The 21,861-nt window shown below is 69.3% G+C and carries 20 protein-coding genes; 10 read left to right on the top strand and 10 right to left on the bottom strand.

The features are described from left to right. Nucleotide 1: 1 nt before the first annotated feature. The 5 genes from treS (at nt 2) to BA895_RS21050 (ending at nt 7,713) form a co-directional block, all read left to right on the top strand. Entirely contained in the window at nt 2-1,708 is a 1,707-nt protein-coding gene (gene treS, locus BA895_RS21070; RefSeq protein ID WP_070193844.1) for a maltose alpha-D-glucosyltransferase, read from the top strand. Continuing rightward, complete coding sequence (locus tag BA895_RS21065) at nt 1,708-3,135, top strand: aminoglycoside phosphotransferase (RefSeq protein ID WP_070193843.1); 1,428 nt, start codon at nt 1,708-1,710, stop codon at nt 3,133-3,135. Before treS ends, BA895_RS21065 begins: the two co-directional genes overlap by 1 nt. Before the next feature lie 92 nt (nt 3,136-3,227). Next, nucleotides 3,228-5,564 carry a 1,4-alpha-glucan branching protein GlgB gene (gene glgB, locus BA895_RS21060; protein WP_254666595.1) on the top strand — a complete coding sequence of 779 codons (2,337 nt, stop codon included), beginning with the start codon at nt 3,228-3,230 and terminating at the stop codon, nt 5,562-5,564. Beyond that, nucleotides 5,561-7,207: a phosphoglucomutase (alpha-D-glucose-1,6-bisphosphate-dependent) gene (pgm, locus tag BA895_RS21055; RefSeq protein WP_070193842.1), complete on the top strand. Its 1,647-nt coding sequence runs from the start codon at nt 5,561-5,563 to the stop codon at nt 7,205-7,207. Before glgB ends, pgm begins: the two co-directional genes overlap by 4 nt. Before the next feature lie 8 nt (nt 7,208-7,215). Then, on the top strand, nt 7,216-7,713 hold the full coding sequence (locus tag BA895_RS21050) for a hypothetical protein (protein ID WP_070193841.1): 498 nt from the start codon (nt 7,216-7,218) through the stop codon (nt 7,711-7,713). A 73-nt stretch (nt 7,714-7,786) separates the two neighbouring features. Here the strand turns inward: BA895_RS21050 and BA895_RS21045 are convergent, their stop codons facing one another. The 7 genes from BA895_RS21045 to BA895_RS21015 all read right to left on the bottom strand — a co-directional run bounded on the left by BA895_RS21045 (nt 7,787) and on the right by BA895_RS21015 (nt 14,145). Continuing rightward, nucleotides 7,787-8,737, bottom strand: coding sequence for a tetratricopeptide repeat protein (locus tag BA895_RS21045; RefSeq protein ID WP_070193840.1), 951 nt, complete (start codon nt 8,735-8,737; stop codon nt 7,787-7,789). Between the two features lie 15 nt (nt 8,738-8,752). Continuing rightward, nucleotides 8,753-9,739, bottom strand: coding sequence for a hypothetical protein (locus tag BA895_RS21040; RefSeq protein ID WP_070193839.1), 987 nt, complete (start codon nt 9,737-9,739; stop codon nt 8,753-8,755). A gap of 164 nt (nt 9,740-9,903) precedes the next feature. Then, on the bottom strand, nt 9,904-10,419 hold the full coding sequence (locus BA895_RS21035) for a GNAT family N-acetyltransferase (protein WP_083283619.1): 516 nt from the start codon (nt 10,417-10,419) through the stop codon (nt 9,904-9,906). After that, entirely contained in the window at nt 10,412-10,726 is a 315-nt protein-coding gene (locus tag BA895_RS21030; protein ID WP_070193838.1) for a thiamine-binding protein, read from the bottom strand. The genes BA895_RS21035 and BA895_RS21030 overlap by 8 nt, the downstream gene beginning before the upstream one ends. A 45-nt stretch (nt 10,727-10,771) precedes the next feature. Continuing rightward, nucleotides 10,772-11,776 (bottom strand): GNAT family N-acetyltransferase, encoded by a 1,005-nt coding sequence (locus tag BA895_RS21025; protein WP_070193837.1) that lies wholly within the window; start codon nt 11,774-11,776, stop codon nt 10,772-10,774. Nucleotides 11,777-11,872: 96 nt separating this feature from the next. Further along, nucleotides 11,873-12,922 carry a methylmalonyl Co-A mutase-associated GTPase MeaB gene (gene meaB, locus BA895_RS21020; RefSeq protein WP_083283618.1) on the bottom strand — a complete coding sequence of 350 codons (1,050 nt, stop codon included), beginning with the start codon at nt 12,920-12,922 and terminating at the stop codon, nt 11,873-11,875. 14 nt (nt 12,923-12,936) lie between these two features. Beyond that, the gene (locus BA895_RS21015; protein WP_070193836.1) at nt 12,937-14,145 is read right to left on the bottom strand and encodes an acetyl-CoA C-acetyltransferase; all 1,209 of its coding nucleotides are present in this window, start codon (nt 14,143-14,145) and stop codon (nt 12,937-12,939) included. Nucleotides 14,146-14,292: 147 nt separating this feature from the next. On the opposite strand from BA895_RS21015, the gene mce reads away from it, so the two are divergent. From mce to BA895_RS21000, 3 genes are all read left to right on the top strand, one after another. Then, on the top strand, nt 14,293-14,742 hold the full coding sequence (gene mce / locus BA895_RS21010; protein ID WP_070193835.1) for a methylmalonyl-CoA epimerase: 450 nt from the start codon (nt 14,293-14,295) through the stop codon (nt 14,740-14,742). A 143-nt stretch (nt 14,743-14,885) separates the two neighbouring features. Further along, nucleotides 14,886-16,226 (top strand): crotonyl-CoA carboxylase/reductase, encoded by a 1,341-nt coding sequence (gene ccrA / locus BA895_RS21005; RefSeq protein ID WP_070193834.1) that lies wholly within the window; start codon nt 14,886-14,888, stop codon nt 16,224-16,226. 98 nt (nt 16,227-16,324) lie between these two features. After that, nucleotides 16,325-17,650 carry an AI-2E family transporter gene (locus BA895_RS21000; protein ID WP_254666594.1) on the top strand — a complete coding sequence of 442 codons (1,326 nt, stop codon included), beginning with the start codon at nt 16,325-16,327 and terminating at the stop codon, nt 17,648-17,650. A gap of 78 nt (nt 17,651-17,728) precedes the next feature. Here the strand turns inward: BA895_RS21000 and BA895_RS20995 are convergent, their stop codons facing one another. Together BA895_RS20995 and BA895_RS20990 are read right to left on the bottom strand one after the other, a co-directional pair. After that, nucleotides 17,729-18,037, bottom strand: a complete 309-nt coding sequence (locus tag BA895_RS20995) for a hypothetical protein (RefSeq protein ID WP_070193833.1) — start codon at nt 18,035-18,037, stop codon at nt 17,729-17,731. Nucleotides 18,038-18,180: 143 nt separating this feature from the next. Further along, the gene (locus tag BA895_RS20990; RefSeq protein WP_070193862.1) at nt 18,181-19,959 is read right to left on the bottom strand and encodes a 3-hydroxyacyl-CoA dehydrogenase family protein; all 1,779 of its coding nucleotides are present in this window, start codon (nt 19,957-19,959) and stop codon (nt 18,181-18,183) included. Between the two features lie 193 nt (nt 19,960-20,152). Between BA895_RS20990 and nucS the strand changes: the two genes are divergently transcribed. Both nucS and BA895_RS20980 read left to right on the top strand, forming a co-directional pair. After that, complete coding sequence (nucS, locus tag BA895_RS20985; protein WP_070193832.1) at nt 20,153-20,848, top strand: endonuclease NucS; 696 nt, start codon at nt 20,153-20,155, stop codon at nt 20,846-20,848. Continuing rightward, a complete protein-coding gene (locus tag BA895_RS20980; protein WP_070193831.1) occupies nt 20,848-21,411 on the top strand; it encodes a hypothetical protein in 564 nt (187 codons plus the stop codon). The genes nucS and BA895_RS20980 overlap by 1 nt, the downstream gene beginning before the upstream one ends. Nucleotides 21,412-21,501: 90 nt before the next feature. Here the strand turns inward: BA895_RS20980 and BA895_RS20975 are convergent, their stop codons facing one another. Beyond that, the gene (locus BA895_RS20975; RefSeq protein ID WP_070193830.1) at nt 21,502-21,840 is read right to left on the bottom strand and encodes a hypothetical protein; all 339 of its coding nucleotides are present in this window, start codon (nt 21,838-21,840) and stop codon (nt 21,502-21,504) included. Between the last annotated feature and the right edge of the window lie 21 nt (nt 21,841-21,861).

Raw genomic sequence — 21,861 nt, 5'->3', positions numbered from 1 at the left:
CATGCAGGGACTCAACCTGGCCCAACCGGGCCTACGCCACGACCCGCAGTGGTTCAAGAAGGCCGTCTTCTACGAGGTGCTCGTCCGCGCGTTCGGCGACTCGAAGGGGGTCGGCGCCGGCGACTTCACCGGACTGATCCAGCGGCTCGACTACCTCCAGTGGCTCGGCGTCGACTGCCTCTGGCTCCCACCCTTCTACGCCTCCCCGCTCCGTGACGGTGGGTACGACATCGCCGACTACAAGGCGGTGCTGCCCGAGTTCGGCACCCTGCCGGAGTTCACCGAGCTCGTCTCGCAGGCCCACGCCCGCGGCATCCGCATCGTCACCGACTTCGTGATGAACCACACCAGCGACCAGCACCCCTGGTTCCAGGCGAGCCGGGCCGAGCCCGACGGCCCCTACGGCGACTTCTACGTGTGGTCCGACACCGACGACGCCTACTCCGACGCGCGCATCATCTTCGTCGACACAGAGGTCTCGAACTGGACCTTCGACCCGGTGCGGCGACAGTTCTTCTGGCACCGCTTCTTCTCCCACCAGCCCGACCTCAACTTCGAGAACCCCGACGTGCAGGAGGCGATGTTCGACATCGTCCGGTTCTGGATGGACCTCGGCATCGACGGCTTCCGGCTGGATGCCGTGCCCTACCTGTTCGAGGAGGAGGGCACCAACTGCGAGAACCTTCCTCGCACCCACGAGTTCCTCGCGCGGCTGCGGGCCATGGTCGACGAGGAGTTCCCCGGTCGCATCCTGCTCGCCGAGGCGAACCAGCCGCCGGCCGAGGTCGTCGACTACTTCGGCACCGAGGAGGCACCGGAGTGCCAGATGTGCTTCCACTTCCCGGTGATGCCCCGCCTCTACTACTCGCTGCGCGAGGAGAAGGCGGCACCCATCATCGACGTGCTGGCCGACACCCCCGCGATTCCCGCCGGCACCCAGTGGGGCACCTTCCTGCGCAACCACGACGAGCTCACGCTCGAGATGGTCACGCCCGAGGAACGGGTCGCGATGTACGGGTGGTACGCCCCCGACCCCCGCATGCGGGCCAACGTCGGCATCCGGCGCCGCCTGGCTCCCCTGCTCGACAACTCCAGGCCCGAGATCGAGCTGATCAACGCGCTCATCCTGTCGCTGCCCGGTTCGCCGTGTCTGTACTACGGCGACGAGATCGGCATGGGCGACAACATCTGGCTGCCCGACCGCGACGGGGTGCGCACGCCGATGCAGTGGACCCCCGACCGCAACGCGGGGTTCTCGAGCACCGACCCCGGCAAGCTCTACCTGCCGGTCATCTCGAGCCTCGTCTACCACTACAACAACATCAACGTCGAGGCGCAGATGGCGTCGTCGGCGTCGCTGCTGCACTGGGTCAGGGGCATGCTCCAGATCCGCGGGCGGCATCCGGTGTTCGGCCTCGGCGACTTCGACATCGTGCCCGCCGACAACGAGGCGATCCTCTCCTACACCCGCTCGATGCCGGCCGACGGCAACGAACCCGCCGAGGCGGTGCTGTGCATCAACAACCTGTCGAGCCGGCCGCAGGCCGCCACGTTGACCCTGCCCGAGCACTTCGCGGGCCGCCAGCTGATCGACCTCTTCGGAGGCAGCGGCTTCCCCTGGGTGGCGAACGACGGGCGGGTCACGATCACCCTGGGTTCGCGCGACTTCTTCTGGTTCCAGCTGCGCGGCGGGGAGGACAACCGCTGATGTCGATCGTCTACAAGAACGCCACCCTCTCGCCCGGAAAGATCGACATGGTCACCGGGTGGATCCAGCACCAGCGCTGGTACGCCGGCAAGGGTCACGTGCCGACGCTCCATCGCGTCGGCGGCTACCGTTTCGACGACCCCGCAGGCGAGGTCGGACTCGAGACCCTGCTGCTCGCCGACACCGCGACGTCACCACCAGTGGTCTACCAGGTGCCCCTCACCTACCGGTCCGCGCCGCTCGAGGGCGGCGAAGGTGCCCTGCTGGGCACCATGGAACACAGCGTGCTCGGCACCCGCTGGGTCTACGACGCGCCTCACGACCCGGTCTACCCCGCCGTTCTGGTGCGTACGATCCTCGCTGGAGAGGCGTCCGAGGACGCGCAAGCGGGCAGCGGCAGCAACGCGCGGGCAGTGGGAACCCCCACGGGAGTCGAGCGGAGCACGGTCTCGTCCTCAGCGGTGCTGAGCGGCGAGCAGTCGAACACCTCGATCATCTGCCACCTGGACGACGGCGAAGGCAATCCGGCGCCGCCGATCATCGTCAAGGTGTTCCGTACCCTCCAGCACGGCGACAACCCCGACGTCATCGTGCAAGCGGCCCTCACCCGCGCCGGCTCCGACCGCGTGCCGGCAGTGCTCGGGCACCTCGCGGGCTCGTGGGACGCGCCCGGCGGACGCGGCAGCGAGTACGGGCACTTCGCCTTCGCTCAGGAGTTCATCCCCGGAGTCGAGGACGCCTGGCGGGTCGCTCTGGTGGCCGCGGCGACGGGCACCGACTTCACCGACCGGGCCCGTGAGCTCGGCTCGGTCACCGCCCAGATCCACGCAACGCTTCTCGAGGCGCTCGGTAGTGAGGACGCCACGTCCGAGACCCGCGGTCGCCTCGTCGCTTCGATGCGCGAACGGTATGCCGCTGCGGTGGCGGCCGCTCCCGCCCTGGCCGCCCATGAGGCCGACGTGACGCGGCTGCTCGAGTCGGTCGGCCACGTTCGGCTTCCGGCCCTGCAGCGCATCCATGGCGACTACCACCTCGGTCAGGTGCTCGACGTGCCGGAGCGGGGCTGGGTCGCCCTCGACTTCGAGGGCGAACCCCTGCGTCCCCTCGCCGAGCGGGTGCTTCCCGACCTCACCCAGCGCGACATCGCCGGGATGCTGCGTTCCTTCGACTACGCCGCTGGGTCGGTGCACCTGGCCGACCCCACGATCGACGCCACGGCCTGGGCCGTCGACAGCCGGCGCGCCTTCCTCGATGGCTACGCAGCCGTGGCCGGAGAGCCCGATCCCGACTCCACCACCCTGACCAAGGTTCTCGAGCTCGACAAGGCCCTGTACGAAGTCGTCTACGAGGCGCGCAACCGGCCGACCTGGTTGCCCATCCCCCTCGGAGCGATCGATCGACTGCTCGACGAGGAAGGCGCTCCATGACCACCACGCCCCCGCCCCCCGGCCCCCGGCCCTCTACGCCCGCCACCACGAAGTCCGAACCCGTCACACCAGAACCCGTCACACCAGAACCCGTGACGCCCCCACCCGCGGCGGGGCCGACCCTCGACGACGGCGCCATCACCGCGTTCCTGCAGGGTCGCAACGGTCAGCCGCACGATCTGCTCGGCCACCACCAGGGCCCGGGCGGCCTGACCATCACCGCGTTCCGACCGCTGGCCTCGAAGGTCTCGGCGCGGCTCGACACCGCAGACGGCATCAGAACGGTCGAGCTGCGGCACGTGCGCGACGGCATCTTCACGATGACCTCGCCCGACTTCGACCACACTCACGACTACCGTCTGCTCGTCGAGTACGCCGACGGCGTCGAGCACGAGCAGGACGACCCCTACCGGTTCGCTCCGACCCTCGGCGAGATCGACATGCACTTGATCAACGAGGGCCGCCACGAGCAGCTGTGGACCGTGCTCGGGTCACACGTCCGCCGCTACCCGGGGCCGCTCGGAGAGGTCAGGGGAGCATCGTTCGCGCTGTGGGCCCCTCGCGCCAAAGCGGTGCACGTCATCGGTGACTTCAACGGCTGGGACCGGATCTCGCACCCGATGCGCGCTCTCGGCACGACCGGCCTCTGGGAGCTGTTCCTGCCCGGAGCAGCGGAGGGGATGAACTACCAGTTCGCGGTCCGCGGATCCGATGACATCGTGCGCCTCAAGAGCGACCCGATGGCCCGGATGACCGAGGTCGCCCCCAAGCAGGCTGCGATCGTGACCGAGTCGCACTACGAGTGGAACGACAGCGACTGGATGCAGCAGCGCAGCACCTCCAACGTGCACACCGGACCGATGAGCACCTACGAGGTCCACATCGGTTCGTGGCGTCAGGGTCTGGGCTACGCCGGGCTCGCCGAGCACCTGGTCAACTACGTCGCCGACCTCGGCTTCACCCACGTCGAGTTCCTCCCGGTGATGGAGCACCCGTACGTGCCCTCGTGGGGCTACCACGTGACCGGCTACTACGCCCCGAGCGCGCGCTGGGGCACCCCCGACGAGTTCCGCTACCTCGTCGACCGGCTGCACCAGGCGGGCATCGGCGTCATCCTCGACTGGGTGCCCGGTCACTTCGCCACCGACGAGTGGGCGCTGGCGCGCTTCGACGGTGAACCCCTCTACGAACACCCCGACCGCCGGCTGGGCTGGCACCCCGAGTGGGGCTCGAACATCTTCGACTACGGCCGGCCCGAGGTGCGCAACTTCCTGGTGGCGAACTCGCTCTACTGGCTGGAGGAGTTCCACGCCGACGGGGTGCGGGTCGACGGAGTGGCCTCGATGCTCTACCTCGACTACGCCCGCCAGCCCGGTGAGTGGGTGCCCAACAAGGACGGCGGCCGCGAGAACTACCAGGCCGTCGAGCTGCTCAAGGAGACCAACGCCACCGCGTACAAGCGGGTGCCCGGAATCGTCACCGTGGCAGAGGAGTCCACCTCGTGGCCTGGGGTCACGAAGCCGACCGACCAGGGTGGGCTCGGCTTCGGTTTCAAGTGGAACATGGGCTGGATGAACGACTCCCTGAAGTACCTCGGCCAGGACCCCATCTACCGCCAGCACCACCACGGGGCCCTCACCTTCTCGCTGATGTACGCCTTCGACGAGAACTTCGTGCTGCCGATCAGCCATGACGAGGTCGTGCACGGCAAGGGTTCGCTGCTGCGCAAGTCGCGCGGGTCGCGAGAAGACCAGATCGCGACGTTGCGCGTCTTCCTGGCCTACCTGTGGTGCCACCCGGGCAAACCGCTGCTGTTCATGGGCTGCGAGTTCGGTCAGGAGGCTGAGTGGTCTGAGGGTCGCAGCCTCGACTGGTGGCTGCTCGACCAGCCGCTCCACTTCCGGGTGCACAACCTCGTCAAAGACCTCAACGCCATCTACCGCGGCAACGAGGCGCTTTGGGCGCTCGACAACGACCGGGCCGGCTTCGAGTGGCTGGAGGCCGACGACGCCGCCCACAACACCGTCTCCTGGCTCCGGTTCGGACGCGGCGACCGGGCTGTGGATGCCCCCGTCGTGGCCTGCGTCATGAACTTCGGTGGCGAGACCCGGCAGAGCTACCGCATCGGAGTGCCGCGCGGTGGTCGATGGACCGTCGTGCTCGACACCGCCGGCTACCACCCCGACGCCCCGAGCTCGACCGGAGTGGTGCTCGAGGCACGCGAGGAGTCGTGGCACCGCCAGCCGTACTCCGTCGACATCACGGTGCCGCGCTTCTCCAGCGTCTGGGTCGTTCCCGTCGACGAGCACGGCGTATCGGCCATCGACTCGGCCGCTGACGTCTCGGGGCCGGAGGGCGCAACCGGCAGCAGTGCACCCGACACCGTCGTCGACACCGATCCCACCCACCCGACAGGAGCGTCGTCATGAACCACCCTCGAGCAGGTCTGCCGGCCACGGCCGACGATCTCGTCGACATCGACGCCCTCGTGGGGGCCTACTACGACCGTCACCCCGATGTCAGCAACCCCGACGAACAGGTGGCCTTCGGCACGTCCGGCCACCGTGGCTCCAGCCTGAGGACGGCGTTCAACGAAGACCACATCCTCGCCACCACCCAGGCGATCTGCGAGTACCGGGCCTCGCAGGGCTACGACGGGCCGCTCTTCATCGGCCGCGATACCCACGGGCTGTCGGAACCGGCGTGGAAGACCGCGCTGGAGGTGCTCGTCGCCAACGGGGTGCAGGTGCTCGTCGACGACCACGACGGGTACACACCGACCCCGGCCGTCTCTCACGCCATCCTGCGAGCCAACCGCGGAAAGCACGAAGGGGCAGGCGGTCTCGCCGACGGGATCGTCGTCACGCCGTCGCACAACCCCCCGTCCGACGGCGGCTTCAAGTACAACCCACCGCACGGCGGGCCGGCCGACACCGACGCCACGTCGGTCATCGCCGACCGCGCCAACGAGCTCATCCGCGGCGGGCTCTCGGCCGTGCGCCGCACGCCCTTCGAGGCCTCCCGCGGGGACGCCGGCTCCTACGACTTCATGGGCACCTACATCGACGACCTGCCCAACGTCGTCGACCTCTCCCGTATCCGGGAGGCGGGGGTGCGCATCGGAGCCGACCCCCTGGGCGGCGCCTCGGTCGAGTACTGGGGCGAGATCGCGCGCCGGCACGACCTCGACCTCACCGTCGTGAACCCGCGGGTCGACCCGCAGTGGGCCTTCATGACGCTCGACTGGGACGGCAAGATCCGGATGGACTGCAGCTCGCCGTTCGCGATGGCCTCGCTCATCCACGCCAAGGACGACTTCGACCTGTCCACCGGCAACGACGCCGACGCCGACCGGCACGGCATCGTCACCCCCGACGGGGGGCTGATGAACCCCAACCACTACCTGGCGGTCGCCATCGGGTACCTCTACGGCGGCGCCCGGCCCGGGTGGCCCGGGTCCACCGCGATCGGCAAGACGCTCGTCTCCTCCTCGATGATCGACCGGGTGGCGGGCGACCTTCAGCGCACGCTCATCGAGGTTCCGGTCGGCTTCAAGTGGTTCGTGCCGGGGCTGCTCGACGGCTCGGTGGGCTTCGGCGGCGAGGAGTCGGCCGGCGCCAGCTTCCTGCGGTTCGACGGCACGGTCTGGTCGACCGACAAGGACGGCATCCTGCTGGCGTTGCTGGCCTCGGAGATCCTCGCCGCGACCGGCAAGACACCGAGCCAGCACTATGCCGAGCTCACCGAGCGCCACGGCAGCCCGGCCTACGCCCGCATCGACGCTGCCGCAGACCGTGAGCAGAAGGCCAAGCTGGCGGCCCTCTCACCCGATGACGTTGTCGCCGAGACGCTGGCGGGGGAGGCCATCACGGGCAAGCTGACGGCTGCCCCCGGAAACGGGGCCAAGATCGGTGGGCTCAAGGTGACCACCGAGAGCGCCTGGTTCGCCGCTCGCCCCTCAGGAACGGAAGACGTCTACAAGATCTACGCCGAGTCGTTCCGGGGGGCTGAGCATCTGGCCCAGGTGCAGGCCGAGGCCAAGGAGGTCGTCACCGCCGCTCTCGGCGGTTGAACGAGAACATGGGCACCCCCCTGCACGACGGAGCCGGGCAGGAAGAGACCGGGCGCGGGCGTCTGTTCGTGGTCACCGGTGGCGACGACTCGAGCCCGAGCGCGGTGGGTGCCGCGCTGGCCCGCAGCTTCGACCGCGCCGTGGCGATCGATGGCGCCGTGTTCGACCGCATGGTCGCCGCCGGTCGCGCCCCCTACGCCGAGCCCCCTGGGCACGAGCAGCTGCGACAGCTGTTCCTGCGGTGGTCGGCGTCGATCGCCACCGCCGAGACCTACCAGCTCGAAGGCTTCGACGCGGTGGTCAGCGACTCCGTGCTGGGCGAGTACCTCGAGGACTTCCTCGACCTGGCCTCGCCCGAAACCATCCATCTGGTCGTGCTGGTGCCCGACCAGATGGCCCCTGCCATCCCCCGATGGGGCCTGTGGGTCGGCACCGGTGGGCAGACCGCCGAGCAGACGGCCGCCACGGTGCTGGCTCGGCTGGCCGAGTCCGTCGTCGCCACCTAGTCTCTGTCCGAGCCCCTGTCCGAGCCCCTGTCCGAGCCCCCTGACCGGAGCGCAGGGCTCCGGGCGGGCCGGCTCAGAACAACGCGCTCATCAAAGCCTTGCGGGCACGCTTGACCCGCTCGTCGCCCGTGCCGACCACCTCGAACAGCTCGACGAGGTGTTCGCGAACCGTGTTGCGGTCGGCGTCGGCCGTGATGCGCACGGTGTCGATGAGTCGGTTGAAGGCGTCTTCGATGTGCCCCCCGAGCAGGTCGAGGTCGGCCACCAGAATCTGGGCGTCGACATCGTTGGGCGCCGCGGCCGCGGCGGCGCGGGCGGCGGCCGGGTCGGCGTCGGCGGTGCGCTGCATGAGACCCACCTGGGCCAGACCCACTCTCGCGTCGGCGTCGGCCGGGTTCTCGGCCAGCGCCTCTCGATAGGCGTCTGCGGCCCCCACGAGATCGTCTGCCTCGATGGCGTCGAAGGCCTTCTGGTGCAGCGGCGGCAACGGCGGCTCCTCCGGCTCTTCGACCTCCGCCGGGGCCAGCTCGTCGACCGACACGGTTCCAGTGACACCGTGCTGCTGCGCGAGGGCCAGCACCTGGTCGACGACCCCCGTCACCTGCGCCTCCGGCTGGGCCCCCTCGAAGAGCGGCACCGGCTGGCCCTGGAGGAAAGCGAAGCTCACCGGCACGGCCCGCACCTGGAAGGCCTGCAGGATCGTCGGGTTGTTGTCTGCGTCGACCGTGACGAGCTGGAAGCGGCCGGCGTATCGGCGCGCGACGGTCTCGAAGGTGGCGACGAAGTCGGCAGACTCAGCCAGTCGCGACGACCAGATGACCATGACGACGGGGTGGTGCGAGCTCGCCGCGAGCACATCGCGAATGGACTCGTCGGTGCCGGCGACGACCAGGCCGGCGCCGCCTGACGTGGTGGCATCGGCGGCGGCGCCTGTCGGCGACGACGCCGATGGCGGGGGCTTCTTGAGGGAGGAGAGGTCGACGGCACCGCGCAGTGTCGACGCGGTGAAGGGCTGTTGGCTCATGGGGTCAATCCTGCCTCAACGGCCCGTGGCGTTGACGAGCTGGTCGGAGTAGCCGACGATGCGGGCTGCGCCGGTTGCCGGGATCACCATGGCTACGGTCTCGTTCGTGGTCAGCTTGGCCTCGGTTGTGATCAGCTTCAGACCCGAGAGCAGGGTGACGTCCTTGGCCGGGGTGAGCTTGGCGGCCTGACGCAGGGCGATCGAGTCGTTGCGCACCAGGTCGGCGAAGACAACGGCGCCCGAGCCGCCCTTGAGACGCAGCCCGCCGACCACGCCCTTCGGGTCGTGCATCTGGCTGAAGCTTCCCTGGGCCGAGATCGCCTTCGACTGAGCCGCGGCGGAGGCCCGCAGCTGGTCGGAGATCGGGTCTGCGGCGAGCAGCTTCGTCGTCGTGGGCGATGGGAACTTCACCGACGCCGCAAAAGCCGTCAGCACGTCCGCCGGCTTCGCGGCCAGGCCATCGCCCGTGCCGACGGCGGCGGAGCCCATCGTGATCGGGTCGAGTGCCTCCAGGGTCGAGCCCTTCAGCATCGGGGTGATCGCGGCCACCTTGAAGTCGGCCGTGGCGTCGGGTGAGGCGAGCAGTACCAGCACGGCCGCCTCGCTCTTGACCAGGGTGGTCTGGACGAGCATCTGACGGGGGCTGTCACCGGCCCTCGACACCCCGAGAACCTTGACCCCCGTGGTGGCCAGCTCGAACCCGGCCTTCTCGGCCGCGGTACGGGCCGGCAGGGTCTTCGCGAAGGCGTTGGCCGAGTCGAGCGCCGCTCCCGTGAAGGTCTTCTCGCGGGCCGCCACACCGGTGGCGGTGACGTTCGAGCGGGCGGCGACCGCGGCTGCCACGACGCTGGATGCCGCACCCGTGGCCGCTGACTGCGCCACGGCGGGCGTGGGCTGCGGGGCAGCGGTGTCGCCGCTGTCACTGGTGCAGGCGGACAGCATCGCGACCGCCACGAGGGCTGCCGAAGCGGCTCCGCGTCGACGGTGGACGTGGCGGGGCATGATCTGGCCTTTCGGGTGGACGGCAGCGTCAGGGTTCGCGGCAGGGTTGGCGGCACGGTTCGCGGCAGGGCACGCCGACGCGGCTCCACGATACGCATCACTGCCCCGATGACGGCAATCCGCCGAGAACTCCGTGGCGGCCGGCCTCGTCGTCGGGCTGGCCGTCAGTCGGGTGTTCCCCGACGAACCATCCGCATCTCAAGGGCGTCCGTCGGCTCGTGGGCGCTGCGCCCACCCTCGTCGGTGAAGCCGCGGCGGGTGTAGAAGGCTCGGGCCCGAGCATTGCCTTCGACCACCCACAGGGTGGCGTCGCGCTCGCCGAGCACCCGGTCGAGCAGCAGCTCGGCGAGTCCGCTGCCTTGAACGGTCTGCAGCAGGTTGATGACGTGCAGCTCCCACTCGGTGGGCGCGTCGGCGTCGCGGCTCGGGCCGGCGCTCGCGAAGCCGACGATGTGCCCATCGCGACGGGCCACCAGGGTCAGCGATCCGGCGTCGACCCCCTCAGGCTGCACGATCCGTCGCCGCCAGTTTTCGGCAGAGCGAGTCTCGGACAGGTCGGCGAGGTAGCCGGCTGGCATCAGCCCGGCGTACGTCTCCCGCCAGATACGGGTGTGCACCCGGCCGAGCTCGTCGCAGTCCGCGACGACGAGCGAGGTGATCCGCCATTCGGACTCAGGCATCCGCCTGTCGTGCCAGAGCGTCCTCGAGACGTTCCAGCTTGCCGTCGAGCTCACCGGAGAAACCGGCCCGGATGTCGGCCTTGAGCACGAGCCCGATGCGCGGTGAGGTCTCGGCGAGCACGTCGCAGCAGGCCTTGACGACCGCCATGCACTGATCCCACTCCCCCTCGATGGTCGTGAACATCGCATCGGTGCGGTGCGGCAGGCCCGAGTCGCGCACGATGCGGATGGCGCGGGCGACGGCATCCGACACCGAACCGGTGTCGTCGGCGGCCACGGTGGGGGCGACAGAGAAGGCAATGAGCATGGTTACACCGTAGCCATCAGATCGGCTGCGCCCGGCCGACCCCGCTCACAGGTCCTTCCGCACCGAGAGTGCCTCCTCGATGATCTCGAACCCGAGGCTCCGGTTGATCTGGACCATCCAGGGGTTCTGCTCGGCGTTCGTCGTCTGCACCGACGTGCGGGCGCTGTCGATGCGCGAGAGCGCTGTCAGGTTCTCGACCTTGACCGCCATTCCGAGGTGGTGGCCACGGTGCTCAGGCAGCACGAGAGTGCCCCACTGGAAGACGAAGTTCGGGTCGCTCCCATCAAGGACAAGATCGGTGTAGGCGGCGACGACCCCCGACTCGCGGTGCACGGCGACCGTCGTCACCAGCGTGCGCCCAACGTCGGTGAGGTGGTCGAGCATGGTCTGGTAGTCGTCGACCGTCTGCGAGTCGGGCTCGAACTCGACGTCCCCGGTCGGGGCATCGAGCATGAGCCGGTTCGCACAGTCGCAGACACCCTGACGCAGCTCGTGCGGCACACCGCCCACGTGCACCGAGAGGGTGTAGCCGTCTGTCGTCGCGGCGACCCGTCCCCTCTCTCGCGCGAGCAGGTCCGGGTGTACCGGGAGGGGCAGGGAGCGCACGATCTCGACGCTCGAGACGGCGTAGCCGCGGTTCAGCGCGAACTCGCGGTCGGCGTGGCTCTCCCGTGCTCCAACGGGCACATACACCTCACCGAGCACCATCGAACGTCCGCCGCCCCGACCGCGCTCCTCGAGCCACTCGAGCAGCCCCGAACCGACTCCCCTGCCGCGGTGCTGCGGGTCGACCTCGAGCTCGACCCAGCACTTGTCCTGGTTCTCGCGGTCAGGGAAAAAGGCTTGCGCCAGACCTACCGGGGTGCCGTCGACGACGGCGACGGCAGACTCGTCGTGCTCGCCAGGAAACTGGAAGCGGATCATCGACGTGTACGCCTCGAGCGTCCGCTCGATCGGTTGCACACGCGAGGCGGCTTCGCTGCGCGTGACAACCCCGAACACAGCCTTGATCATGACGTCGTCGCCGCGGTCTAGCGAGATGATCTCCATCTCCTGACGGTGACACCGCGCCCGGTCTGCCCACAACAGGTTTACCGGCTTACGCCACCGCTCTCGGTGACGTGCCGGCGCCTCTTGTCGTGAGCGTCACCGACCGGAGGTCGCACCCTCAGCCCGGCCGACCGAGTCTTCCATGCCGGAATTCACTTGTGAGAGAAGCAGATCGGCGGCAGTGTACGGATCGGTTCGACCCTCGACGACCTCGGCCGCGAGGGCGGGCAGAGCGGCCCGGCCGCCGGCCTCGGCGAACCGGGCACGCACCGACGCCATCGCGATCTGCTCGATCTCGTCGGCCACCCGGCGTTCACGACCGCGGCGCAGGGCACCGTCGGTCTCGAGAAACGCCCGGTGCGCGTCGAGGGCAGCGACGAGCTCGTCGACACCCGTGCCGAGGGTTGCCGTGGTTCGGCACACCGGCGGAAGCCAGCGCTCGCCCGTGGCGCGTTCCCCCAGCGAGACCAGGTGCCGCAGGTTGCGCACCGTGGCGTCGACACCGTCGTGGTCGGCCTTGTTCACGACGAACACGTCGGCGATCTCGAGGACGCCGGCCTTGGCCGCCTGGATGCCGTCGCCCATGCCCGGTGCGAGCAGCACCACGGTGGTGTCGGCCAACCCCGCGACCTCGACCTCGCTCTGGCCCACCCCGACGGTCTCGACGAGCACCACGTCGCAGCCGGCCGCATCTAGCACCCTGACCGCCTGAGGGGTCGCCCACGCCAGGCCGCCGAGCCGACCGCGCGTGGCCATCGACCGGATGTAGACACCAGGGTCGAGGGTGTGTGTCTCCATCCGCACCCGGTCGCCGAGCAGTGCGCCCCCGGAGAAGGGCGAGGAGGGGTCGACGGCCAGCACCCCCACCCGCAGCCCACGCCGACGGAGAGCGGTCACCAGAGCTGAGGCCATCGTCGACTTGCCCACCCCCGGTGGCCCGGTCAGGCCGATGACCCAGGCCGAGCCGGCGTGCGGCGTCAGCCCGGCCATCACCTCGCGCAGCGCCGGGTGGGCATCCTCGACCAGGGAGATGAGCCGGGCCACAGCGCGGGGCGAACCTTCCGTGACCCGGGCCACCAACGTGACCACGTCGACGGCGCGGTGCCCGCCGGTGACGCCCTCGGCACGGTGGTCGGGATGGGACACGACAGACGAGACGGTCAGTCGGTCTTCGGGACCCGAACGATCAGGGCATCGCCCTGACCGCCACCACCGCAGAGCGCGGCCGCTCCGACGCCCCCACCACGACGCTTCAGCTCCAGCGCCAGGTGCAGGGCGAGCCGGGCACCCGACATGCCGATCGGGTGACCGAGTGCGATGGCGCCGCCGTTGACGTTGACGCGCTCAGGGTCGATACCCAGGCTCTTGGTGGAGGCGAGGCCGACGGCCGCAAAGGCCTCGTTGATCTCGACGAGGTCCAGGTCGGCAGGCACGATGCCCTCCCGTTCGCACGCCCTGGCAATGGCGTGCGCAGGCTGCTGCTGAAGGCTGGAGTCAGGGCCGGCGACCACACCGTGCGACCCGATCTCGGCCAGCCACGTCAGGCCCAGCTGCTGCGCCTTCGCCTTGCTCATCACGACGACCGCAGCCGCCCCGTCGGAGATCTGCGAGGCAGACCCGGCCGTGATGGTGCCGTCCGTGGAGAAGGCCGGGCGGAGACCGGCAAGCGTGGCCGCCGTGGTGTCAGCGCGGATTCCCTCGTCGCTCTTGAAGATGACCGGCTCACCGCGGCGCTGCGGGATCGACACCGCTACGACCTCGTCGTCGAAGAGACCGTCCTTCCAGGCCTTCGCGGCCAGCTGGTGGCTGCGGGCCGAGAACTCGTCCTGCTCCTCCCGGGTGAAGGCCTGATCGCCCTGGTTGGCGCGCTCGGTGAGCAGCCCCATCGCCTCATCGGTGAAGGCGTCCCACAAGCCGTCGAAGGCCATGTGGTCGTGCATCGTCACGTCGCCGTACTTGAAGCCCTGGCGTGACTTCTCCAGCAGGTGCGGGGCGTTGGTCATCGACTCCTGACCGCCGGCCACCACCACGTCGAACTCGCCGGCGCGGATGAGCTGGTCGGCCATGGCGATCGCGTTGAGACCCGAGAGGCACACCTTGTTGATGGTGATGGCCGGGACCGTCATCGGGATGCCGGCCGCGTGCGCTGCCTGTCGGGCCGGGATCTGGCCCGCGCCCGCGGTGAGCACCTGACCCATGATCACGTACTCGACCTGGTCGGGGGTGACTCCCGCCTTCTCGAGGGCGCCCTTGATGGCGAAGCCGCCGAGGTCAGAGCCCGAGAAGTCTTTGAGCGACCCGAGCAGACGACCCATCGGGGTGCGTGCACCGGCGACGATCACCGATACCGGTCGGTCAGCAGTGGTCATGGTGGCAGGCCTCCAACGTGCTCGGAAAGGGTGTGCCTCCACTCTAATCGTGGCCGAGAGGGCATCCGATCAGCGCATGACCAAGCGCACACGGCATCCAGACGGTGGGGTCTGGTTCGACCCCTCCATGGTCCGTAGGCTCGCCCCATGAGCGAAACACTCTTCACGCACATCGACCACGTGGGCATCGCAGTCGCCGATCTCGACACGGCGATCGCGTTCTACGAGAACGCTTTCGGCCTGACGTTGCTGCACGAGGAGACGAACGAGGAGCAGGGGGTGCGCGAGGCCATGATGGGCGTGGGCGACCCGGCCGCGGGCGGGCCGTGCATCCAGCTGCTCGCCCCACTGCGCCCCGACTCGACGATCGCGAAGTTCATCGGCCGCTCCGGCCCTGGGCTGCAGCAGCTGGCCTACCGGGTGGTCGACCTCGACGCAGTCTGCGCCACGCTGCGCGACCGGGGCCTGCGCCTGCTCTACGACGAGCCCAGGCGGGGCACCAGCGACAGCCGGGTCAACTTCATCCACCCCAAGGATGCCGGTGGCGTGCTGGTCGAGCTGGTCGAACCGGCCGCGCCTGCACCGCAGCTCGGCTGAGCACCGCTGAGGGCTCGGAGCGCGCGATCGGTTCGTGACCCAGGTCACCGTGTGGGGCGGCTAACACCGGCCGCCGCGACCTACCGCGGAGTCACTACCTTCGGTGGGACACGTCCGATCACCGTGCAACCGTAAGGACCGCCATGCAGGCCATCCGCGATGCCATCCTCAGCGGCGACCGCTCCCCCGAGACCTACGCCGCACTGCCGATCCCTGCGACCTATCGGGGTGTGACCGTCCACAAGAGCGAGGTCGGCCTGTTCGAGGGGATGGCGACCTGCGAGAAGGACCCACGCCGGTCGCTGCACATCGACGACGTCCCGGTGCCCGAGCTCGCTCCGGGTGAGGCCCTCGTCGCCGTGATGGCCAGTGCGATCAACTACAACACCGTCTGGACCTCGATCTTCGAGCCGATGCCCACCTTCGGCTTCCTCGAGCGCTATGGCCGCACCTCCACCTTCGCCAAGCGCCACGACCTGCCTTACCACGTGATCGGCTCGGACCTCGCGGGTGTCGTGCTGCGCACCGGTCCCGGCGTGACGAAGTGGAAGCCCGGCACCGAGGTGGTCGCGCACTGTCTCTCGGTCGAGCTCGAAGACGCCGAGGGCCACAACGACACGATGCTCGACCCGCAGCAACGCATCTGGGGCTTCGAGACCAACTTCGGCGGCCTGGCCGAGCTGGCCATCGTCAAGAGCAACCAGCTGATGCCCAAGGCGGCCCACCTGACGTGGGAGGAGGCCGCGGCGCCCGGTCTCGTGAACTCGACGGCCTACCGACAGCTCGTCTCACGCAACGGCGCCGCCATGAAGCTCGGCGACCGGGTGCTCATCTGGGGCGCCTCCGGCGGCCTCGGCTCCTACGCCACCCAGATGGCCCTCGCCAGTGGCGCCACGCCGGTGTGTGTCGTCTCCTCGCCCGAGAAGGCCCGGATCTGCCGGACGATGGGAGCCGAGCTCATCATCGACCGCAGCACCGAGGGCTACCGGTTCTGGAACGCCGAGGGCACCACGCAGGACGTCGGCGAGTGGAAGCGCCTGGGCCGGCGCATCCGCGAGCTCACCGGGGGCTACGACGTCGACATCGTCTTCGAGCACCCGGGCCGTGAGACCTTCGGCGCCAGCGTCTACGTCGCACGCAAGGGCGGCACCATCGTCACCTGCGCCTCGACGTCGGGATACATGCACGAGTACGACAACCGTTACCTCTGGATGAACCTCAAACGGATCGTCGGCTCGCACTTCGCCAACTACCGCGAGGCGTGGGAGGCAAACGAGCTGGTCAGACGGGGCCTGATCCACCCCACGCTGTCGAAGACCTACCCGCTCGAGCTGGTCGGGCAGGCGGCGCTCGACGTGCACCGCAACGCCCACCAGGGCAAGGTCGGCGTGCTCGTGCTCGCACCCGAGCCGGGGCTCGGTGTCACCGACCCCGAGAAGCGGGCGACGATCGAAGTGGCCATCAACCGGTTCTGCGACGCCTGACCGGAGCGGCCTCTGGCCGGTGGGGTGCGAGGGCGACGCCGATCGCGGCCAGGTGTCGGTACCGGATGCCGGTCCCTGCTCTCGCGTAGGCTCGCCCGGTGGCCATCTGGGGACGCCTGCTCGACTACCGGCGAGCGCAGCGCGAGAGAATGCGGCAGCTGCGCTCTCGCGACCTCGGAGACGTCGAGCAGATCCTGTCTGATGACGAGCAGCTGGCCCACAACCTGCTCGAGAGCACGCTGCCCCTCGACGGGTCCACCCCAATGCCTTCGGTGCCCGAGGAAGACGCGCCGGACGGGGAGTCACCGGCAGCCGAGACCGACCCTCGCCAGGGCGTCAGGTCGCGAACCGGCAGTAGGCGCGACTTCGGTACCGCCGGCAACCCCCTCAACCGTCAGTCACCCTTCTTCGTGGGCTTCGTCGGGGCGCTCGGCGTGCTCGTGGCCTACGCCGCCGTGCAGGCGATCGGCCAGCTCGGCACCGTCATCACGCTGCTCGTCATCTCGTTCTTCCTGACCCTCTCGCTCAACCCCCTCGTCGAGGCCCTGACCCGTCGGCGCCTGGCCCGGGGCTGGTCGGTCGCGATCGTCTCCCTCGGTGCGCTGGGGGTGTTGGCCCTCATCCTGTGGGTCGTGATCCCACCCGTGGCTGTGCAGTCCACCGAGCTGGCCAACAACGCGCCCGGCTTTCTCAGCGACCTGCTGAAGAACCCGTGGGTGCAGGACATGGACCACCGTTACCAGGTCATCGCGAAGATCCAGGAGGAGGTCGACAAGCGGGTGGCCGACGGCAACCTCTGGGTCGGGGTCTTCGGTGGGGTGCTCGACATCGGCAAGGTGATCCTCTCCGGAGTGTTCGGCGTGCTGACCGTCTTCGTGCTGACGCTCTACTTCCTGGCCTCGCTGCCCTCGATCAAGCACGGGGCCTACTCGCTCGTTCCGGCCAGCCGCCGGCCCCGGTTCATGTCTCTGTCGGAGGAGATCATGCGCCGGGTCGGTTCGTACGCCATCGGGCAGGTGTGCGTGGCCGCGATCAACGCCTTCTTCGCCTGGATCATGATGACCCTCATCGACCTGCGCTTCGCCGCCGTGCTGGCGGTGGCCGTCGGTCTGCTCGGCCTCATTCCGATGGTCGGTGCCACGCTGGGCGCCTCGGTCGTGGCCCTGGTGGCCTTCTTCGACGAACCGAAGAAGGCCCTCATCGTGATCGTCTACTTCGTGATCTACCAGCAGATCGAGAACTACGCCGTGATGCCGCGCATCATGCAGCGCACCGTGTCGGTTCCCGGAGTGCTGACGGTCGTGGCCGCCCTGATCGGTGGCACGCTCGGCGGTATCGTGGGCGCCCTGCTGGCCATCCCGGTGGCCGCCGGTCTGCTGCTGCTCTACGACGAGGTGCTCGTCCCCCGCCAGCGACAGCACTGATCGCCGCCCGGCTCGGTCCAACCCCAGCCCAGCCCCAACCTGTGACCGAACTCAGCGTTCAGTGAGCCGGGGTGAGTCTCAGCGGTAGGCGTTTCCGGGGGGCCGGGCGTCGCGTCGCTGCCAGCATCCGGTGTGCCAGTGTCGACGGTCACCGAGGCCGCCGACCCCATCAGCCGGCCAGGTCACGACATGCGCGAGCCCGGGCGCGATGTCCTGCTGGCAGCCGGGGCACAGGTAGGGCCGCGTTGCCGATGCGCCGGTCACCGAGCGCACGGTCCATCGGCTGCCGGCGTACGACTCCTCGTGGGTCGCTCCGCCCTGGATGCGGGTGACGTCGAGCGGCACGTGCGTCCGGGCGTGCTTGCTCGGGCGACGACGTGACGGCATACCCCCAGTCTGACGGCAACCCACCGGGAAACCGACAACGACCTCTGACTGCAGTCACCGGGCCTTGTCGGTTTCTCGGTGGGTCTGCGCCAGACCAGCAAGCGCACGGATGCCGTCAGGTCGACGGGCCGGACGGCGCGCGGTCAGGCGTGGGTGCGAAACCCACGGCCGGTCTTGCGACCGAGGTAGCCGGCCCTGACCAGGTGCTCGAGCAACGGGGCCGGGGCGTAACCGCGCTCACGGAACTCGAGGTAGAGCTCTCGTTCGATCGCGAGCGAGACGTCGAGTCCCACCGCGTCGAGCAGCTCGAACGGGCCCATCGGCAGGCCGCAACCGGTCTTCATGGCGGTGTCGATGTCGTCGGCCGTCGAGTAGTTGGCCTCGAGCATCTTGATGGCGTCGTTGAGGTAGGGGAAGAGCAGCGCGTTGACGATGAACCCGGCCCGGTCGCCACAGGTGACGGCCTGCTTGCCGATCTGCTCGCACAGCGCCACCGCCGTGGCCACAACGTCGTCGGCCGTGGCGACCGTGTGCACCACCTCGACCAGGCGCATCACCTGGGCCGGGTTGAAGAAGTGCAGGCCCACCACATCACCGGGCCTGCTGGTGGCCGCCGCGCACTCCACGACCGGCAGCGAGCTCGTGGTGGTCGCCAGAATGGCTCCCGGCCTGCAGATCTCGTCGAGGTTCTCGAAGAGCGCGCGCTTGACCGTGAGGTCTTCGACCACGGCCTCGACGACGAGGTCGACGCCGGCGAGGTCGTCGAGCTGCGAGGTTCCCGTCACCAGGCTCAGGGCAACGTCGCGTTCCTGCTCGGTCATGCGACCGCGCTGCACCGCCTTCTCGAGGCCCTGGGCGACCTTGGCGCTCACCGCGGCGACCTTCGCGTCAGAGCGTGCGACGAACACGACGTCCAGGCCCGCCTGCGCCAGGACCTGCACGATTCCGACGGCCATGGTTCCCGACCCCACCACCCCGACCGAGCGGACGGGCTGCGTCACGGCCTGCGCCTGCCCTGCCGGCTCGGGCGTCAACGCGTCGGGGACCACCTGCGAGGCGCCGGGCTCGGCGTAGGTGTAGAAGCCGCGGCCGCTCTTGCGGCCGCGCATCCCGGCGCTCACCATCTGCTTGATGATGGGGCTCGGCGCGTGCAGCCGGTCGCGGCCCTGCTTGTACATCGTGTCGAGGATCTCGTAGGCCGTGTCGAGGCCGATGAGGTCCATGAGCGCAAGGGGGCCCATGGGGTAGCCGCAGCCGAGCTTCATGGCGGCGTCGATGTCCTCACGAGTCGCGTACTTGCTCTCGTACATCGACACGGCGTGGTTGAGGTAGCCGAAGAGCAGGGCGTTGGCGATGAAACCCGCCTTGTCGCCCACGATCACCGGCTTCTTGCCGAGCCGTTCGGCGAGCGCCTTGACCTCCTCGAAGACCTCGTCGCTCGTGATGACCGTCTTGATCACCTCGACGAACTGCAGCACCGGCGCCGGGTTGAAGAAGTGCATGCCGACGACCCGCTTGGGGTTGACCGTGGCCACGGCGATCTCGGTGACCGGCAGGCTCGAGGTGTTCGTGGCCAGGATGGCGTCGTCACCGACGATGGTGTCGAGCCGGGCGAAGATCGCCTTCTTGAGGGCCAGCTGCTCGGGCACCGCCTCGATGACGAGCTGGCACTGCGCCAGGTCGGTCATCTCGGCGGAGAACCGCACCCGGGCGTGCAGCGCCAACTGGTCGTCGGCGCTCAGCTTGCCGCGAGCCACCGCCCGGTCGGTCGAGTGGGCCAGCACCCCCCGGCCCTTCTCCACCGCCTCGTCGCTCACCTCGACGGCGATGACGTCGATGCCGTTGCGGGCGAACACCTCCACGATGCCGGCGCCCATCGTGCCGAGTCCGATCACGCCCACCTGGGTGAAGTCACGAGCCATGCCCGCAGTCTGGCAGAGCCCGGCTGCCGCTTCTGCCGTGCCGGGCGTGACGCTGCCCACCCCCCCTTTCTCCGCGAACGACTCGTTCGAGGTCGAACGCGCCGGTACAGCGACTCGTTCGACCACCACCGGCGCGTTCGGTCGTCAATCGGATGCTGGCGAGCCCGTTCCCAGCGTCATCTAGGGTGGTGCGGTGCGTCTCGTCATTGCCCGCTGCAGCGTCGACTACGACGGTCGGCTCACCGCTCATCTCCCCCTCGCGACCCGGCTGCTCGTGGTCAAGGCCGACGGCTCCGTGCTCGTGCACAGTGACGGTGGCTCCTACAAGCCGCTCAACTGGATGTCGCCACCCTGCGCCTTGGCCGAGGCCGCCCCTGACGACGATCAGGCGCAGGCGGGCGTCGTGGCCGTATGGCACGTGCGGCACTCCAAGACCGACGACCGGCTCACCGTGCTGATCCACGAGGTGCTCCACGACAGCAGACACGAGCTGGGCATCGACCCCGGCCTGGTGAAGGACGGTGTGGAGGCACACCTGCAGAGGCTGCTGGCCGAGCACATCCACACCCTTGGCCCGGGGTGGTCCCTCGTTCGGCGTGAGTACATGACGGCCATCGGCCCGGTCGACATCCTGGCGCGCAACGACGCGGGTGGCAGTGTCGCCGTCGAGATCAAGCGCCGCGGAGACATCGACGGGGTCGAGCAGCTCACGCGCTACCTCGAGCTGATGAACCGCGACCCACACCTGACCCCGGTCAGCGGCGTGTTCGCAGCGCAGGAGATCAAGCCGCAGGCCCGCACCCTGGCCGAGGACCGCGGCATCCGCTGTGTCGTGCTCGACTACGACGCCCTCAAGGGAGTCGACAACGCCGACTCCCGCCTCTTCTGATGAGCGCACCAGCGAACGAGGTTCGGGTGCGCACCGAGCAGCCGTGCTACTGGGTGTGCAGCCCGATCGTTCGAGCCTGGTGGCCCCTCGGGCCACGCCGGGTCTACTGGGTCGAAGACCAGAATCTCATGGCGGTGAAGCCTGACGGCACGGTGGTGCTGCGCGAGCCCCTCTCGTCGTTGCGCCTCTCGGTCACCCGGCTCGGGCACCTTCGGTTGGAGGCGGGTGGGGGCCGAACCTGGCTGCTCAGCGCCCTGAACCACCGCAACGGCACCCTTTGGGGTGCCTCGCTCGTGCGCCATGTGCCGGATGCCGTGCAGGGGCACCTCGTGGTCGTGTGGCGTCGGGCGAGCGAGCAGTCGATGACGTGGTCGACCCTGTCCTCCGAGTGGGCCCGCCGAGTGGCGTACACCCTCGAGTCGCTCGGGGCTCAGGTCGTCTCCGATCAGCCGTACTCCTCGTGGCGCGCTGCCCGCAACCTCGCCCTGATGAGCCTCGGGGCGCTGGCTCTCGCGGCGACCATCGCGGTGATGGTCGTGGCCCTGACCATCGGGTTCGGCTGACCGTCAACCCACCCCGGCGCCCATCATCAGGCGCGTAGTGCCGCGACGGTCTCGGCGTCGCCGGCGCCCCTGGGCGAGCGTCGGGACACCTCAACCGAGGGGTCGGCTCGTGATCCCGTCGGCATCCACGAGCAGCAGCTCAGGTGCGGACTGCTCACCTCGACGCACGACCACCACGGTCTCGCCGCGGTGGCGGTCGACGATCTCCTCGAAGCCGCCCGCCCCGTCGAGCAGAGAGTCGCGCACGAGCTCCGCCGAGGCACTGAGCCGCTCGGCCAAAAGCTCGGCACGGCTGGGGTCGGGAACATCATCAGCGGCGTACACGGCGGCTACCTTCTCGTGCGCCAGTGAAGACACCAACGACTCGATGTCGACGAGCCCGGGCGGGTTCACCACGATGAGCCGGGCCGCACACTGCAGGTCACTCATGAAGCGACCGTAGCGCCACGG

Origin of the sequence: Humibacillus sp. DSM 29435 (assembly GCF_001758225.1) — a bacterium.
GTDB lineage: Bacteria > Actinomycetota > Actinomycetes > Actinomycetales > Dermatophilaceae > DSM-29435.
This window is presented reverse-complemented; position numbering and strand designations above follow the sequence as displayed.

Coding starts and splice junctions, on each gene's coding strand:
- treS (WP_070193844.1), top strand. CDS start 2: ATGCAGGGACTCAACCTGGCCCAACCGGGCCTACGCCACGACCCGCAG.
- BA895_RS21065 (WP_070193843.1), top strand. CDS start 1,708: ATGTCGATCGTCTACAAGAACGCCACCCTCTCGCCCGGAAAGATCGAC.
- pgm (WP_070193842.1), top strand. CDS start 5,561: ATGAACCACCCTCGAGCAGGTCTGCCGGCCACGGCCGACGATCTCGTC.
- BA895_RS21050 (WP_070193841.1), top strand. CDS start 7,216: ATGGGCACCCCCCTGCACGACGGAGCCGGGCAGGAAGAGACCGGGCGC.
- BA895_RS21045 (WP_070193840.1), bottom strand. CDS start 8,737: ATGAGCCAACAGCCCTTCACCGCGTCGACACTGCGCGGTGCCGTCGAC.
- BA895_RS21040 (WP_070193839.1), bottom strand. CDS start 9,739: ATGCCCCGCCACGTCCACCGTCGACGCGGAGCCGCTTCGGCAGCCCTC.
- BA895_RS21035 (WP_083283619.1), bottom strand. CDS start 10,419: ATGCCTGAGTCCGAATGGCGGATCACCTCGCTCGTCGTCGCGGACTGC.
- BA895_RS21030 (WP_070193838.1), bottom strand. CDS start 10,726: ATGCTCATTGCCTTCTCTGTCGCCCCCACCGTGGCCGCCGACGACACC.
- BA895_RS21025 (WP_070193837.1), bottom strand. CDS start 11,776: ATGGAGATCATCTCGCTAGACCGCGGCGACGACGTCATGATCAAGGCT.
- BA895_RS21015 (WP_070193836.1), bottom strand. CDS start 14,145: ATGACCACTGCTGACCGACCGGTATCGGTGATCGTCGCCGGTGCACGC.
- mce (WP_070193835.1), top strand. CDS start 14,293: ATGAGCGAAACACTCTTCACGCACATCGACCACGTGGGCATCGCAGTC.
- ccrA (WP_070193834.1), top strand. CDS start 14,886: ATGCAGGCCATCCGCGATGCCATCCTCAGCGGCGACCGCTCCCCCGAG.
- BA895_RS20995 (WP_070193833.1), bottom strand. CDS start 18,037: ATGCCGTCACGTCGTCGCCCGAGCAAGCACGCCCGGACGCACGTGCCG.
- BA895_RS20990 (WP_070193862.1), bottom strand. CDS start 19,959: ATGGCTCGTGACTTCACCCAGGTGGGCGTGATCGGACTCGGCACGATG.
- BA895_RS20980 (WP_070193831.1), top strand. CDS start 20,848: ATGAGCGCACCAGCGAACGAGGTTCGGGTGCGCACCGAGCAGCCGTGC.
- BA895_RS20975 (WP_070193830.1), bottom strand. CDS start 21,840: ATGAGTGACCTGCAGTGTGCGGCCCGGCTCATCGTGGTGAACCCGCCC.